We start from the raw sequence: 14,246 nt of genomic DNA, 5'->3' as shown, positions 1-14,246 counted from the left end.
GACCACAAATATAAGAGAGTTATGTTTCTCCGAAGATCGGGGTTGACAGAGAGTAAACAATCCGTGTACGATATGTTAATCGTAAATATTACGATTAACATAAGGAGATGAATATAGTGAGAGTAATCATTACATTGGCGTGTACAGAAACTGGTGACCGCAATTACACCACTACGAAGAATAAGAGAAATCAAACAGGACGCATTGAAATGAAGAAATATTGCCCTCGTCTGAAGAGAGTTACCCTGCATCGCGAGACTCGCTAAGAGCAAGACGCTATTACCTTTAAATCTAATAAACATAAGGGGTTTGAATAATGAAAAGAATTCCTGTTACCGTACTCAGCGGATATCTGGGCTCCGGGAAGACAACTTTGCTGAACCATATCCTGCATAACCGTGATGGCCTTAAGGTAGCTGTTATTGTCAACGATATGAGCGAAGTGAATGTGGACGCCAATCTGGTGAAGTCTGGAAATACCCTTTCCCGAACAGAGGAGAAGCTGGTGGAAATGTCTAACGGCTGTATCTGCTGCACACTCCGTGATGATTTAATTGTTGAGGTGCAAAAGCTGGCGGCGGAGGGTCGTTTTGATTATATCTTGATCGAGTCCTCCGGCATCAGCGAGCCTGTTCCGGTGGCCCAGACCTTTACCTACGCTAACCCCGAGTTGGATATAGACCTGACCATGCTCGCCCGATTGGACACGATGGTTACTGTGGTGGATGCCCATCGCTTCTGGCATGATTTCGCTTCGGGTGACACGCTGATCGACCGTAATCAGACGGCTGGTGAAGGAGATTTCCGGGATATTGTGGATCTGCTGATTGACCAGATTGAAACCTGTGATGTACTACTGTTGAACAAATGTGATCTGGTCGACGAGCAAGAATTGAACAAGCTTGAAGCTGTATTGCGCAAACTTCAGCCTACAGCCAAAATCATCCGTACCGTAAAAGGGATCGTTGATCCTAAGGAAATCCTGAATACTGGATTGTTCGATTTTGAGAGAACCAGCATGTCGTCCGGTTGGATCACAGAGCTAGGCAAGGAGGAGCATACGCCGGAGACAGAAGAATATGGCATTAGCTCGTTCGTATACCGCCGCAGAATACCTTTTCATCCACAACGATTAAGCTACTTCTTCAGCAATTGGCCGGAGGAGGTTGTGCGGGCGAAGGGGCTTGTATGGCTGGCCGCTGAAGGTGATCTTGCAGCTACGATAAGTCAGGCCGGACCTTCCATTCAGTTTGGGCCTGCAGGTTATTGGCTAGCTACGATGCCGGAAGATCAGCAGCAAGAGGTGCTGGAGAGCGAGCCTGATGTGAAGGCAAAATGGGACGATCAATGGGGCGACCGCATCAATGAGGTTGTCTTCATCGGTGTCAGCATGGATCGTACTGATATTGAGGCGAGATTGGACAGGTGTTTGCTGACTGAGGCAGAAATGCAGCAGAATTGGAGCAAGTTTAACAATCCGCTCCCTTGGCCTGCCGAGGAACTGCTGGCGGCGTTTTAGGGTTTACAAATCGTAATCATTACGATATGATCATAAAAGTTAATGCGTAATAATTACGATTTAAACAATCGTAGGATTTTTATTTCAATTTTTTTAGCTGATCTAGCAAATTAGCTGAGTCAGAAGGGAAGTTGCCTAACCATGATTTTGTCATCGATGCGAAATGTAGTGTTTGGTTACGGAAATGAGCCTGTAATTGATAACATGTCACTTGATATTCATGCAGGACAATTTATTGGAATTACCGGTCCGAACGGCGCAGCCAAAACAACACTGCTGAAGCTTATGCTCGGACTGCTGCGGCCGTGGAGCGGAACCGTTAGCCTGAATATGGAACTGGAAGATAACGGGAAGCTCATCATTGGCTATGTACCGCAGCAAGTGGCTTCATTTAATGCGGGCTTCCCCAGTAAGGTCATCGAGCTGGTTCGCTCGGGCTGTTATTCACGGTTGGGCTTGTTCAGACGCTTTACACCGGAACAAGAGCATATTGTAGAACGGAGCCTAAAGCAGGTCGATATGTGGGAATTCCGCAACCGTAAAATCGGGGAGCTGTCGGGTGGCCAGAAGCAGCGGATCTGCATCGCCCGTGCACTCGCGCAGCAGCCACAGATACTGGTGCTGGATGAGCCAACAACGGGTATGGATCTGGCGAGCCGCAGGGGGTTTTATCAATTGATGCGTCATTATGTCAGCCAGCACGGACGAACGGTAATTATGGTAACGCACGGCTTGGAGGAGACAAGTTCCTATCTGGATTCAGTAATCAGTCTGGAACGAAAGGAGAACGAAGGCTGGAAATGTTTAGTTACGAATTCATGCAGCGTGCATTTTGGGCCGGAGGGTTAATCGGAATCATCGGCCCATTGCTCGGTGTTTATCTCATGCTTCGTCGTCAGGTGTTAATGGCGGATACACTCTCGCACGTTTCACTCGCCGGTGTGGCGCTTGGCTCTGTACTGCACTTGAATCCAGCACTAAGCGGTTTCGCTATTGCTGTAATTGGCGGGGTGGTCATTGAACAGCTTCGCCGTTCTTATCGTACATACAGTGAGCTTCCGGTAGCTATTATTATGACCTCTGGCTTGGCGCTGGCAGTTGTGTTGATGAGTCTAAAACAGAATTTAAGCAAAAGTTTTACTTCCTATCTGTTCGGCTCCATTGTGGCAGTCAGCAATACCCAACTGCTGATTATTGCCATCGTAGCTGCTATAGGTCTGGCGTTCTTCATTGTGCTGCGCAGACCGCTGTACAACCTGACCTTTGATGAAGAAACGGCCAGTATCAGCGGCGTGCGTGTAGGTCTGTTATCCTTTTCTTTTGCTGTACTGACCGGGATGACCGTGGCTGCAGCGATGCCTGTTGTTGGTGTCCTACTGGTATCGGCGCTGATTGTCCTGCCGGCTTCGATTGCTCTGCGTATAGCGTCTGGCTTCACTGCCGCGATCTTGATCTCGATTGGCGTTGGACTGATTGGAGTCTTCAGCGGTCTGACCGCATCTTATTACATCAATACACCACCTGGAGGCACTATTTCTCTCATTCTGCTCTTATTCCTGTTAATTTCCATTGCAGTGCAGAAGCTGATCAGACGAAAGAATCGGCGCATTATTCATAAACCTATATAAAGAAAGGGAGTTCATATTACCCATGAAATTTCGTATCCGCCATCTTGCTGTTCTGTCTCTGTCTTCCCTGTTGATTGCCGCTGGCTGCGGCAATCACAACAATAACGCTGCGACTAACGCAACCAATGCCCCCGCGGGAGCGACAGAAGTTACTGCGGTTCCGGTAGCAGCGAAGCTGAACATTAAAGTCAGCTTTTATCCAATGTACGAGTTTACCAAGAATGTAGCTGGTGATCTGGCTGATGTAGAAGCCATGATTCCTGCAGGCATCGAGCCGCATGACTGGGAGCCGACCGCACAAGATATGGCCAAAATTACCGATGCCGATATCCTTGTATATAACGGAGCCGGGATGGAAGGCTGGGTAGGCCAAGTGCTGGATAGTGCGTCTGACAGCAAATTGGTCACGGTAGAGGCTAGTAAAGGTCTTCAGGTTATGGATGGCTTTGAAGAGGAAGAACATGAGCACAGCGGATTGGACCCGCATTTATGGCTGGACCCTGCACTGGCCATACAGGAAGTACGGACCATTGAAGCTGCATTGTCTGCAGCCACGCCTGAGAATGCATCAGCATTTAAAGTGAATGCTGATGCTTATGTAGCAAAGCTGGAACAACTTAATCAAGAATTCAAGGATGGCCTAAAGGATACCAAGCGCAAAGATTTCATTACCCAGCATGCCGCATTCGGTTATCTGGCCAGAGAATATGGGCTGATCCAGGTACCAATTGCTGGGCTGTCTCCAGAACAGGAGCCTTCCGCTGCAAAAATGGCTGAAATTGTGGATTTTGCCAAAGCGAATAACGTGAAGACGATTTTTTTTGAAACGCTGGTATCCTCCAGTGTAGCAGACACGATCGCCAAGGAAATCGGTGCTAAGTCGGCTGTATTGAACCCGATCGAAGGTCTGACCGATGAGGATCGCAGCAACAATCTTGATTATATAGGAATTATGCGTCAGAATCTTAAAGCACTCCAATTAGCGTTAAACGAATAAGTTAACCTATTTTAATTACGAGATACCGAATATTAAACCTGCTGGAGGTAGGCCACAACATGGCGAAGAAATCCAAAGTAATCAAAGAATTAAAGAGACAGGCACTGGTCGTGAAGTATGCGGAGAGAAGAAAAGAATTAAAGGCGAACGGGGATTATCTGGCACTGCAAAAGCTGCCCCGAGATTCCTCGGCAACCCGCCAGAAGAATAGATGCCAGGTTTCCGGCAGACCGCGCGGTTATTTGAGCAAATTTATGATTTCCCGGATCATTTTCCGTGAGCTGGCCCATAAAGGCCAGATTCCCGGCATCACCAAGTCGAGCTGGTAATCGCTGAAGTGCGCTGCTAAGAATATATAGGAACATAACAGAATAGCATTCCAGCAGCAGGCGCTTTTGGCTCTCTTTTTTCACATATAGCTCAATTCTAGGGTTATAAGTCTTCCCGAAGCCGGATAACAAGAAAGAAATCTATGTAGGCATTTGAAAGCAGAATAAATTTGAATAATGAAAATGAAATCACAGGCAGCCCGACTCTATTGAGAACAGGTTGCTTTTTTATTGTTATTATTTTGTTGACAAGGAAACAAAAATGCGATACGATAAATTTGTTTCCTAGGAACTAAAAACACAACTTTTGAGGAGAGAATTTAATGTCTAAATCAAGATCACACAATAAACAGAATACTGAACAAACCGTAGATAAACATGCTTTAATATTCGGTTTGATCTCTGTGTTTCTTTGCGGAATAGGCTTCACTATCATAATGCCTGTCATCCCATTCTTAGTGCAGCCTTATACAAGCAATCCGGGAGAACAAGCTATAGTTGTTACGCTGCTGACCTCTGTCTATGCACTCTGCGTGTTTTTTGCGGCCCCCGTACTTGGAGCTTTGAGTGACAAATATGGCCGTCGTCCATTGCTCTTAGTATGTCTTTTGGGTTCCGCCATCGGGTACGTAGTATTTGGTATAGGAGGAGCTCTATGGGTCCTATTCGCTGGTCGTATAATAGAAGGTATAACAGGCGGTAGCATAGGCACTATCTTCGCCTATTTTGCAGACATCATTCCTCCAGAACAGAGAACCAAATACTTTGGATGGGTGAGTGCGGTTGTAGGTGTAGGCACCGTCATTGGCCCAACTCTAGGCGGATTACTTGCCAAGTTTGGTTATTCTGTACCCCTGTATTTTGGAGCAGTAATAACATTATTGAATGTTGCTTATGGATTCTTTTTTATGCCTGAGAGTCTTGACAAGAAGAATAGATTGAAAGAGATCACCTTGGTAAGACTGAATCCATTTATACAGCTCGCAAACCTACTTTCCATGAAGAACTTAAACCGGCTGCTTATCTCAGCGTTCTTAATCTGGATCCCCAACGGATCTTTACAGGCCGTTTTTTCACAATTGACAATGGATTCTTTCAGTTGGAAGCCTGCACTAATCGGACTTATGTTTTCAATTATGGGCGTCCAAGACATCGTTTCACAAGGTTTCATCATGCCACAGCTGTTGAAAAAACTTAGTGATAAACAGATAGCAATTCTTGGAATGGTTTCAGAGATTATAGGCTACAGTCTTATTGCGGCATCGACATTGTTCTCCTTCTATCCTCTGTTTATAGCTGGAATGTTTATATTTGGTTTTGGTGATTCGATCTTTGGGCCTACATTCAACGGAATGCTCTCCAAGTCTGTCGATTCTAGTGAACAAGGAAGAATTCAAGGAGGTAGCCAATCTATTCAAGCTTTAGCAAGAATGATTGGGCCTATTATTGGAGGTCAAATCTATGTATCGCTTGGGTCTGCCGCCCCCGCTTTTATGGGGATGATCCTTATAGCAGCGGCCATACCAGTTTTATATAATAAGCGTACGCAAGTAAATATATAACCTACCTACTTTGTCATTTCTAGCCGAATCAATATACCATACTTGCTCCGGTTGCAGCTTAGCCGCCTATCTTCATTAAGAACGAGATTTCCTAGCTTTGCTATGCTTTATGGTGACTGTGGATTATCATAAAAGAACAGTCCGCTATGGGAATAAATGCGACTTATAAGGAGAGGAAGCCAATGTCCAAGTTTATTGAAGAGATTACGTTGAATACCTGGCCTGCGGAGCAAAGTGTTTTGCTGGATGGTTGGGTGCTCCGTTCAGCATCCGGGTATACGAAGCGGGCCAATTCCGTCAATCCACTATATGAAGCCGCTGAACCCAGCAATAACATTATGGAAAAGGTGAAGCTGGCGGAACAGTATTATGAGGGAGCCGGTCTGAAGCCAGTATTCAAAATCACACCCTACATTCAGCCGGCAGACTTGGATGAGATTCTGTTAGAACGCGGTTACCATCAGGTCGAACCTTCATCCGTAAGGGTGCTGGATCTGGAAGGTTTGCCGGTTCCCGATTCTCGGTATGTGGTTCAGGTGCAGGACGAGCTGAGCGAAGCATGGCTGGACATTTTCGCTGAATTTACGGAACTGTCGGCAGCTAACCGAAATACGTTGCGCAGAATGTTATCAGCATCTCATTTGAAGCAAGGTTATGCTTATGTTTTAAAAGATGGCAAACCCATGGCCTGCGGCCTAGGGATCATTCAACACGGCTATTTAGGGCTCTATGATATTGTCACGTCTCCCGCTCATCGAAGACAGGGAATAGCCGAACAGCTGCTGCTTGGAATGTTTCAGTGGGGCAGGGAGCAAGGCGCGAAGACTTTCTTTCTGCAAGTGGTGTTGGCGAATTATGGAGCTTCTGCTCTGTATGATAAGCTGGGTTTTCAGGAGATTTATCAATACTGGTACAGAGTCAAAGGTTAGGAAGTATGCGGGAGGGAAGAGCGTATGTCAGAATACTGGAGTCAAAGATTTAGGCAGGAGGGCATGATCTGGGGAAGCGAGCCTAGCCCAACAGCTCTCTTGGCAAGAGATACATTCCGGCAGTATCAACTGAAGTCTGTGCTGGTTCCTGGTGCTGGATATGGTCGGAATACGAAGGTATTCTCAGAGGAGTTCCAGACCTACGGCATTGAATTAAGCCAGATCGCACTGGAAATGGCAGTGGAATGGGACCCAATGAGTTATTATATCGCTGGTTCTGCCTTGTACTGCAAATTGGATAGGCAAGTAGATGCTATTTACTGCTATGATGTGCTGCATTTATTTCTGGAGGAAGACCGTCGCAGGCTAGTAGCTAATTGTCTGGAGCAGCTTCGTCCCGGCGGACTACTGTTTTTCACCAGCTTTTCGGATGAAGATCTCAATTATGGCTGCGGAAGAATGATTGAGCCTGATACCTATGAATACAAAGAGGGAAAATATGCCCACTTCTTCAGCGAAATTGGTTTAAGAGAGCATTTTGCAGAGACAGAAGTCTTGGAGACGGGTACTCAGCTGGAGACTTTGCGTAGTCCCCAAGGCGTTACTCATACATACATACTAAGATATATCCTTGCACGAAAGAGCACTTTGTAATGGCGGGGCAGGCATGAAATTCTGAGGTTTCAGGAATCGCACCTGCCTTTTTTGTCCTTTTCCTTGTTATTAAACGTACTTTCCTTGAGTTGGGACAGCGACTTCCTTGAAGTTCTTGCATAAATGCGCCAACTGCTTGGACAGCTCTGCACCAGACATGGGAGCTCCGTGCCCTGTTAGAACGACCTTGGGATCAAGTAGAGCAAGTTGACGAACCGACTGCTCCGCCTCATCCCAGTCCGTGGTGAAATAGGCGGGTGGACCATGAACAGCTTGCTGCTGGGTTAGAACGGCGAATACCGACTCCTGTTTAACTGTGATAAAAGCATCGCCAGCGATCATTACCTTATCCGCAGCGCGGAACAGTGAAATATGCCCCGGGCTATGCCCCGGAGTATGAATATAGCTCCACCCCTCCATCCCCGGAATGCTTCCATCCGCAGGCAGCGGAATCACCGCTGGGCCGAAGTCAATACCGCGATGCGGATATAAAGGCGACACTGTTGCCATCAGTCCCCCGCCTACAGAAGGGTCGGCTGGAGGATAATCCTCTTTACCGGTTAGGTACGGAAGCTCCAGCGGATGGGCATAGACAGGCACATCCCATTCTGCTATAAGTTTTTTCAGCGTCCCGACATGATCGAAGTGACCATGCGTCAAGACGATGGATAGTGGAGGTTTGCCGAACCGTTCCTGTGCCGTATGCAGAATGCTGTCTGCGAACTGGCCGAGTCCCGTATCTACGAGAATCCATTCCTTAGAGGGCAAGCCTACATAAGCAAGATTGACAAACAAAGTGCGAAGGCCAATAACTTGGGGAGCTACCTCCCACATGTCGGTAAAGCCGGAAGCGATCATGCTTCTATGTTTCATATTGCTCCTCCTGTTTTCCCGAATTGCTTAAGGATTTCTTATGGAGTAGCATTGCCAATATTGCCGAAAAAAAAGCATGTCAATAAATTTATACCTGAATCGCTTTCCAGGAGGACTCTAGCGTTTGCTGCACCTGTTGTTCGCTCAGCGGATATTTTTGGACATAATAACCTTTGACAATTGCGGTAATGATACCATGGATAACCGAATGGCATAATTGGGCATCCATTTCTTTGATCATTCCCTGTTTCTGCCCTTCAATGATGAGCGACATTACGACTTCCCGTGAAGAACTAGGATCATCCATCATGCGTAATTCAGTCGAAATGTACGGTGAATAAGAATAGCTGTCAATAAAGCGGAATTCCTTGGGAAAAGCAATGGCGAACTTCAGTCGATTCAGCTGAAGGCATTTGAAGCGTTCATACAAGCTTAATTCTGAATTGTAGCCAAGTAGAAGGCACTGGCCCATATGCATTCGTACATCCCTATAAACTTCGTTGACCAATTCTTCCTTATTGTGAAAATAGTTAAAGACGGTCCCAGAGCCCACTTTTGCACTTTTTAATATTTTGGCAAAAGTTACGGATTGCAAGCCCTCTTCATCGATCAGATCCAGTGTAGCATTCATAATATCCTCACGTTTACTCATCTTACACCTCTCTAATTCCACATTCGTATCCTCATATCATACAATAATAGCTATCTCATCATCTCATTTCAATTTATATTGATTTAATTCTTCCACAGCGTTACAACCACTTTGGAATAAAAATTCCAAAATAGTGATAGAGATGACCAGTATGTCTAAAGTATGCTTAATCACGGACAGCTTCCGCGGCTTTGGATGGGAACTCGCCAAGGCTGTGCTCGACAGCAGAGAGAGTGGTCGCAACTGCCCGTCGTCCAGAGAAACTTGATGAGCTTGTGCAGCTGTATGGCGCAAGTATCCGCGCTACCGCACTTGATGTGACCGACGCCGCAGCCGCAATTGCCGCTGTTCAACTGGCACTCGATGAATTCGGAGCGCTCGATGTTGTCGTTAACAATGCCGGCTATTGAAATATTGGAGTGTATGATCCAATGATCTTTTGAATTACCCCTAGAATATCTCAAACTGTATTTGGATTAAACGTTCCAATTATCATGAACTATTGCGCACAAATAGCAGCCAGAACCTATTTACAGGTTTTGGCTGCTATTTGTATTTCACAGTTCAACTAATTATGGGAGGAAGAGCGGAATTCACAATCTGCGAACAGAATATTCCGCGGAATCCGAAAGAATACCTCCGCTTTTTCCTGCATAGCCGGGGTTGGCAGATGACTATAATGCAGCCATTTGCGGAACGTGCCGGGATGAATACCAATCCAGTTGCTGACGTCGGTAACGGAGAAGTCATATACCATGCAGAGACCCGTCAAAATGATATTGCTGCTTGGGGAGCTGCTATGGGATCTTTTCATAAATCGGGATGGCTTAGGCTGGCACACAATTGGACTTTGCCGCAAAAGCGCCTCATTGAACAAGACGTGTTGTGGATAACCAAGCAGGCGGCAGGCGTTGTCCAGATTATTTTTAGAAGGAATACGTCCTTCGTATACCCAGGCACTTACACTGCGAGAGGATACGTCAAGCTCTTCGGCAAATCGGGAGAGTTTCATGTCCTTAGCCATTAGTATTGCTAGCAGTACTCGGTTACGGATCTGACTGCGCGTAGGACGCCGGAATCTTTTGACACGAACGCCTTTTCCAAGGTATTTACGGTTGATTAGGGACCAGGCCTGGATCTTATGAGGTTCTAGTTGATTTTTAGGCATACTTCCTCCAATTATTAAAAAAATGGTTTACACTATTTATTAATTTTTAGCATCTGTCAATAGTGTAACGCTGAGTTCTAAGTTAAGTTTCTTTCAGAACGGTTGGTCTTATGATATATTTTTAGTAACCAATTTACAATATTTAAAGAACAGGGAGCGAAATAGAATGATCAAGCATATTGTGTTTTTCAAATTGAAGGACCGATCTCCTGAGAGTGTGGCGGTAACCGTCGCGGTACTACGGAATATGGAAGGCAGAATTCCACAGCTTCTCTCGGTCGAAGTTGGTGCAGATATCATTCATTCCGAGCGTTCGTTTGATATTGCACTGGTGACTGTTGTAGCTTCTCTGGAGGATTTGCAGGCCTATCAGGTGCATCCCGCCCATAAGGAAGTTATTGCACATATTAACGAAGTTAAAGAGCTTTCACTGGCTGTTGATTACGAACTCTAAAGGGATAGGTCGCTGACATGCGGCATCACCATTATATATCAAGAAGAAACAGCTTGGATGTCCTTTTTATGGACGGTAGCCGTTTCTTCGAGAAATATAAGGAAAATTTATCGTGTGGAACATATAAATTCTTATATTTTAAGAAAGCGGTGGCAGAATGCGTGAGTTAGAGTATCCGATGGAAGCGTTAACTTATTTGGTTGTGTTTCTAGCGGCCAGTTTGATCATGTTTTTCTGGTTAAAACGCCGCGGCAAACATAGAAAGTAGACAGAAATCAATTTTTCTTACTAGTTATTTTAAGGTGGAGGTCTTGTAGTGTATTATGTCAACCGGAAGCAAATAGATACCATTCTTGGTCAAATACCAGACATTAATACAGGTCTTCGGACAGCGGCAGCATCCTGGGATGGCGGTACGATCATGGGACTGGTCCAGGAGCGTTGTCTTCATTTGGCCATTGAGGTTATTACCGATGTCGGCAGCTGTGTGATTGACGGATTTATTATGCGCGATGCGGGCAGCTATGAAGATATCATTTCGATTATTCATGAAGAGAAGGTGTTTGGCGGAACTGAGATTTTCGAGTTGCTTAAAGAGCTGGTCGCGCTCCGCAAGCCGCTGGTGCAGGACTATTTCGACTGGGACCGCAGCGAACTGCATCCTCTTACCTTGGCAATTCCTGAAGTGCTGGAGCAATTCGCCACTCAGGTACATCGATATTTAGATCAGGAGCTGGGATAGCTGTGAATGAAAAGGGGGCCTTAACAATGAAGAAGGGGCAGGAAAGTGGCTCGACTAGACGCATGATTATGACGCTCCTGAAGATGAAAGGCCCGCTGACCATCAGCGCGCTGGCAGAAGAGTTGGGAATCACCGAGATGGGTGTTCGCCGTCATGTGCTGCAGCTGGAACAGGATTCTCTTGCCAAGACCAAAGTAGTGCGTCAAGCGATGGGGCGGCCCATGCATGTCTATTCGCTGACTGAGCGGGCAGAAGAGTATTTTCCAAAAAGCTATCATAATCTGGCGCTGGAGCTGCTGCGTGAGTTGGATCATATCAGTGGCACCGAGGCGGTTAATGTGTTGTTTGAAGGCCGCCGTCGCCGGATGCTTGCTCAATATTCCCCAATGATGGAACGCCGGAATTTGGAGGAACGGGTAGCCGAATTATCCTCCATTCAAAATGCAGGGGGATACATGGCGGAATGGAACCGTGAAGAAGATGGCTCGTATGTCATGCGGGAATATAATTGCCCTATTCGTCAAGTTGCTACTCAATACCGTAAGGCTTGCCAATGCGAACAGAATCTATTTGAAGAGCTCCTTGATGCAACAGTAACTCGTGGTGAATGTATGGCTGAAGGCGGCCAATGCTGCCGGTATGCTATCGTTCCGAAATCAACGGGCAAACCTTCTTGAAAAGATTGTAGAATCAGTCACAAAACAGACTCTCCCTGCTTATAATAAAGCAGATATAGGCATTCGCCTGGTTGGGTGGGAGAGGAGGCAAGGCCATGGACGACTGGATAAACATAGTCATGGTGATCGGGTTTGGCATTCTATGTGTTGCGGTCGTGTTGTTGACGCTAGCCGTATTGAAGACATTGTCAGTGCTGCGGGTACTGGCAAGTAATCTACAAGGGCTGAGCATTGCTTTGGCTGCTGATATCAAGAGCACGCTGCAGACAACGTCAACAACAGCAGAAGAAGCCAAGGAAAGACTGCAGGAGCTAAGACCGCTGTCTGCGGGGCTAGGGCGTGCAGGGGACTCTTTGACTGAAGCGGGAGATAAACTTCGGGAGGTAAGCCGAAAGTGTACCCAATCCGCTGCTGAGACGCTAAAGCGGGCCCACAAACGGAATGAACACGATCTGGAAATCACGCTGCGCACTCTGGATGCCGGGTTCTCCTTATGGCAGGCCTTGCGATCGCGAACTCAAGGCGTGAACTCGGACTCTCACCCTGCTGGGGGCACAATGAATCTAAAAGGAGAGATGAAACGATGAAGAAGGATACAAAAAGCTTGCTGTGGGGAGCTGTCGTCGGAAGTGTAGTGGGTTCAGTGACAGCTTTGCTGTTCGCCCCTAAACCGGGTAAAGAGCTGCGTAAAGATATTGCGGAAGGAACTGCTTCGACACTCGAGAAGGCACAGGAAATTGCCACACAGGCAGGAGATAAGAGCGTCGAACTGTATAGCAAAGCTAAAGAGAGCGTAGAACAAGTTGTGCAGGAAGTTCGGGAATGGACTAAACAATGTACATCTGCTGAAGATGAAGAAGATAAACTTGTGGTTAGTGGAATTACTACTGAGGAATCTGTTATTACGGTTGAGGCTGATGACATTAATGTAAATGACACTGATGTAAATAACACTGATGTAAATAACACTGATGTGGATGACAAGGATAATAACGGCATTCTATAAATCAGTGTGCTGTCGCTTTTTTTGCTCATTCCAAAACATACGCTCTCTTAGAGTGGGGCCGCTTTTTCGCATCGGGCGGAAGGCGGCTCTACCTGTTTGGCCTTGAACTGAAGGAGTAAAAGGAGTATTATCTGCAATTGGGGCTTAAAGCTAGGTACATTTTCTATAAGCCTTACATAAGCTACACAAAACAAGTAGAAGGAAGCGGTGTGTTCGTGCAGCAAGCAATAGCAATATTAGACTCAGGTGTGGGAGGATTGACGGTTGCCAAAGAAGTGATGAGACAGCTCCCAAGGGAGAAAATCATTTATTTCGGAGACACTGCTCGAGCCCCGTACGGACCCCGTTCGACCGAGGAAGTGAAGTTGTTTACCGAACAAATCGTGGATTATTTAATACAATTCAATCCTAAAATGATTGTTATCGCCTGCAATACGGCAACGGCGGCAGCTCTTGATTATATCTCTACCAAGGTATCCATACCCGTAATCGGAGTGATTCATCCCGGTGCTCGTGCGGCAATCAGCGCCACCAAAAGCGGACAGGTCGGTGTGATCGGCACCGTCGGAACAATTGGGAGCGGGGCTTACACAGTGGCATTGCAGCAGCTTTCTCCGTTTGTTCAAGTTGTTAGTCAAGCTTGCCCAGCGCTTGTTCCACTTGTGGAGCAGGGGATGTTTCGCTCGGAAGAAAGTCAAATCGCCGTGGCAGAATCCCTAAACGGGATCAAGTATGAATCTATTGATACACTAATTCTGGGCTGCACCCACTATCCTTTTTTAATTGATCCAATCGGGAAAGTGATGGGTCCAGGAGTAAAGCTGATCAGTTCTGCCGATGAGACAGCACGCGAAATCAGCACGATCCTGTACGACAAAGGAAAGCTGGCCAGCGGGAATGAGAGTCCCATACACCAGTTCTTCTGCAGTGGGGATGCTGAAATGTTCCAGAGAATTGCCCGGGATTGGCTGGGAGAGCAAATCAAACGTACGCCTGTCGTATGGCAAGTATCCACACTATAGACAGTATCAGTGACGAATTGAATAGGGACAAACC

At 46.5% G+C, this 14,246-nt stretch carries 19 protein-coding genes; 16 read left to right on the top strand and 3 right to left on the bottom strand.

Annotated elements, in window-relative coordinates; genetic code table 11:
- The first annotated feature begins 116 nt into the window (after window positions 1–116).
- From rpmG to H1230_RS22235, 9 genes are all read left to right on the top strand, one after another.
- Complete coding sequence (gene rpmG / locus H1230_RS22275) at window positions 117–266, top strand: 50S ribosomal protein L33 (protein WP_239712062.1); 150 nt, start codon at window positions 117–119, stop codon at window positions 264–266.
- A 50-nt stretch (window positions 267–316) separates the two neighbouring features.
- Window positions 317–1,519 (top strand): GTP-binding protein, encoded by a 1,203-nt coding sequence (locus tag H1230_RS22270; RefSeq protein WP_239712061.1) that lies wholly within the window; start codon window positions 317–319, stop codon window positions 1,517–1,519.
- A 141-nt stretch (window positions 1,520–1,660) separates the two neighbouring features.
- Window positions 1,661–2,368: a metal ABC transporter ATP-binding protein gene (locus H1230_RS22265; RefSeq protein ID WP_239712060.1), complete on the top strand. Its 708-nt coding sequence runs from the start codon at window positions 1,661–1,663 to the stop codon at window positions 2,366–2,368.
- Window positions 2,314–3,147, top strand: coding sequence for a metal ABC transporter permease (locus tag H1230_RS22260; protein WP_239717482.1), 834 nt, complete (start codon window positions 2,314–2,316; stop codon window positions 3,145–3,147). The genes H1230_RS22265 and H1230_RS22260 overlap by 55 nt, the downstream gene beginning before the upstream one ends.
- 22 nt (window positions 3,148–3,169) lie before the next feature.
- Window positions 3,170–4,144, top strand: coding sequence for a metal ABC transporter substrate-binding protein (locus H1230_RS22255; RefSeq protein ID WP_239712059.1), 975 nt, complete (start codon window positions 3,170–3,172; stop codon window positions 4,142–4,144).
- 59 nt (window positions 4,145–4,203) lie between these two features.
- The gene (rpsN, locus tag H1230_RS22250) at window positions 4,204–4,473 is read left to right on the top strand and encodes a 30S ribosomal protein S14 (protein WP_239712058.1); all 270 of its coding nucleotides are present in this window, start codon (window positions 4,204–4,206) and stop codon (window positions 4,471–4,473) included.
- A 323-nt stretch (window positions 4,474–4,796) separates the two neighbouring features.
- A complete protein-coding gene (locus tag H1230_RS22245) occupies window positions 4,797–6,035 on the top strand; it encodes an MFS transporter (protein WP_239712057.1) in 1,239 nt (412 codons plus the stop codon).
- Window positions 6,036–6,217: 182 nt separating this feature from the next.
- On the top strand, window positions 6,218–6,964 hold the full coding sequence (locus tag H1230_RS22240; RefSeq protein ID WP_239712056.1) for a GNAT family N-acetyltransferase: 747 nt from the start codon (window positions 6,218–6,220) through the stop codon (window positions 6,962–6,964).
- 24 nt (window positions 6,965–6,988) lie between these two features.
- Complete coding sequence (locus H1230_RS22235) at window positions 6,989–7,618, top strand: class I SAM-dependent methyltransferase (RefSeq protein ID WP_239712055.1); 630 nt, start codon at window positions 6,989–6,991, stop codon at window positions 7,616–7,618.
- Window positions 7,619–7,687: 69 nt separating this feature from the next.
- On the opposite strand, the gene H1230_RS22230 is transcribed toward H1230_RS22235, so the two are convergent.
- On the bottom strand, window positions 7,688–8,491 hold the full coding sequence (locus tag H1230_RS22230) for an MBL fold metallo-hydrolase (RefSeq protein WP_239712054.1): 804 nt from the start codon (window positions 8,489–8,491) through the stop codon (window positions 7,688–7,690).
- An 88-nt stretch (window positions 8,492–8,579) separates the two neighbouring features.
- Window positions 8,580–9,143 (bottom strand): TetR/AcrR family transcriptional regulator, encoded by a 564-nt coding sequence (locus tag H1230_RS22225; RefSeq protein ID WP_239712053.1) that lies wholly within the window; start codon window positions 9,141–9,143, stop codon window positions 8,580–8,582.
- A 191-nt stretch (window positions 9,144–9,334) separates the two neighbouring features.
- Between H1230_RS22225 and H1230_RS22220 the strand changes: the two genes are divergently transcribed.
- Window positions 9,335–9,553 (top strand): SDR family NAD(P)-dependent oxidoreductase, encoded by a 219-nt coding sequence (locus H1230_RS22220; protein WP_275590929.1) that lies wholly within the window; start codon window positions 9,335–9,337, stop codon window positions 9,551–9,553.
- Between the two features lie 158 nt (window positions 9,554–9,711).
- Here H1230_RS22220 and H1230_RS22215 read toward each other — a convergent pair whose 3' ends face one another.
- Window positions 9,712–10,311, bottom strand: coding sequence for a helix-turn-helix domain-containing protein (locus tag H1230_RS22215; RefSeq protein WP_239712051.1), 600 nt, complete (start codon window positions 10,309–10,311; stop codon window positions 9,712–9,714).
- Between the two features lie 166 nt (window positions 10,312–10,477).
- Between H1230_RS22215 and H1230_RS22210 the strand changes: the two genes are divergently transcribed.
- The 6 genes from H1230_RS22210 (at window position 10,478) to racE (ending at window position 14,212) form a co-directional block, all read left to right on the top strand.
- A complete protein-coding gene (locus H1230_RS22210; protein WP_154117843.1) occupies window positions 10,478–10,765 on the top strand; it encodes a Dabb family protein in 288 nt (95 codons plus the stop codon).
- 316 nt (window positions 10,766–11,081) lie between these two features.
- Window positions 11,082–11,507: a DUF86 domain-containing protein gene (locus tag H1230_RS22205; protein ID WP_239712050.1), complete on the top strand. Its 426-nt coding sequence runs from the start codon at window positions 11,082–11,084 to the stop codon at window positions 11,505–11,507.
- Between the two features lie 26 nt (window positions 11,508–11,533).
- Entirely contained in the window at window positions 11,534–12,184 is a 651-nt protein-coding gene (locus tag H1230_RS22200) for a helix-turn-helix transcriptional regulator (RefSeq protein WP_239712049.1), read from the top strand.
- 95 nt (window positions 12,185–12,279) lie between these two features.
- Complete coding sequence (locus H1230_RS22195; RefSeq protein ID WP_239712048.1) at window positions 12,280–12,771, top strand: hypothetical protein; 492 nt, start codon at window positions 12,280–12,282, stop codon at window positions 12,769–12,771.
- Window positions 12,768–13,190, top strand: a complete 423-nt coding sequence (locus H1230_RS22190; RefSeq protein WP_239712047.1) for a YtxH domain-containing protein — start codon at window positions 12,768–12,770, stop codon at window positions 13,188–13,190. The genes H1230_RS22195 and H1230_RS22190 overlap by 4 nt, the downstream gene beginning before the upstream one ends.
- Window positions 13,191–13,405: 215 nt before the next feature.
- The gene (gene racE / locus H1230_RS22185; protein WP_275590928.1) at window positions 13,406–14,212 is read left to right on the top strand and encodes a glutamate racemase; all 807 of its coding nucleotides are present in this window, start codon (window positions 13,406–13,408) and stop codon (window positions 14,210–14,212) included.
- Window positions 14,213–14,246: the final 34 nt, after the last annotated feature.

The sequence above is a fragment of the Paenibacillus sp. 19GGS1-52 genome, assembly GCF_022369515.1.
GTDB lineage: Bacteria > Bacillota > Bacilli > Paenibacillales > Paenibacillaceae > Paenibacillus_AQ.
The sequence above is the reverse complement of the archived record's forward strand: the minus strand, read 5'-3'. Positions and strand labels throughout refer to the sequence as shown.

Excerpts from the sequence above, each read along its gene's own strand:
- H1230_RS22270 (WP_239712061.1), top strand. The coding sequence starts at position 317 with ATGAAAAGAATTCCTGTTACCGTACTCAGCGGATATCTGGGCTCCGGG.
- H1230_RS22265 (WP_239712060.1), top strand. The coding sequence starts at position 1,661 with ATGATTTTGTCATCGATGCGAAATGTAGTGTTTGGTTACGGAAATGAG.
- H1230_RS22255 (WP_239712059.1), top strand. The coding sequence starts at position 3,170 with ATGAAATTTCGTATCCGCCATCTTGCTGTTCTGTCTCTGTCTTCCCTG.
- rpsN (WP_239712058.1), top strand. The coding sequence starts at position 4,204 with ATGGCGAAGAAATCCAAAGTAATCAAAGAATTAAAGAGACAGGCACTG.
- H1230_RS22245 (WP_239712057.1), top strand. The coding sequence starts at position 4,797 with ATGTCTAAATCAAGATCACACAATAAACAGAATACTGAACAAACCGTA.
- H1230_RS22240 (WP_239712056.1), top strand. The coding sequence starts at position 6,218 with ATGTCCAAGTTTATTGAAGAGATTACGTTGAATACCTGGCCTGCGGAG.
- H1230_RS22235 (WP_239712055.1), top strand. The coding sequence starts at position 6,989 with ATGTCAGAATACTGGAGTCAAAGATTTAGGCAGGAGGGCATGATCTGG.
- H1230_RS22230 (WP_239712054.1), bottom strand. The coding sequence starts at position 8,491 with ATGAAACATAGAAGCATGATCGCTTCCGGCTTTACCGACATGTGGGAG.
- H1230_RS22225 (WP_239712053.1), bottom strand. The coding sequence starts at position 9,143 with ATGAGTAAACGTGAGGATATTATGAATGCTACACTGGATCTGATCGAT.
- H1230_RS22215 (WP_239712051.1), bottom strand. The coding sequence starts at position 10,311 with ATGCCTAAAAATCAACTAGAACCTCATAAGATCCAGGCCTGGTCCCTA.
- H1230_RS22210 (WP_154117843.1), top strand. The coding sequence starts at position 10,478 with ATGATCAAGCATATTGTGTTTTTCAAATTGAAGGACCGATCTCCTGAG.
- H1230_RS22200 (WP_239712049.1), top strand. The coding sequence starts at position 11,534 with ATGAAGAAGGGGCAGGAAAGTGGCTCGACTAGACGCATGATTATGACG.
- H1230_RS22195 (WP_239712048.1), top strand. The coding sequence starts at position 12,280 with ATGGACGACTGGATAAACATAGTCATGGTGATCGGGTTTGGCATTCTA.
- H1230_RS22190 (WP_239712047.1), top strand. The coding sequence starts at position 12,768 with ATGAAGAAGGATACAAAAAGCTTGCTGTGGGGAGCTGTCGTCGGAAGT.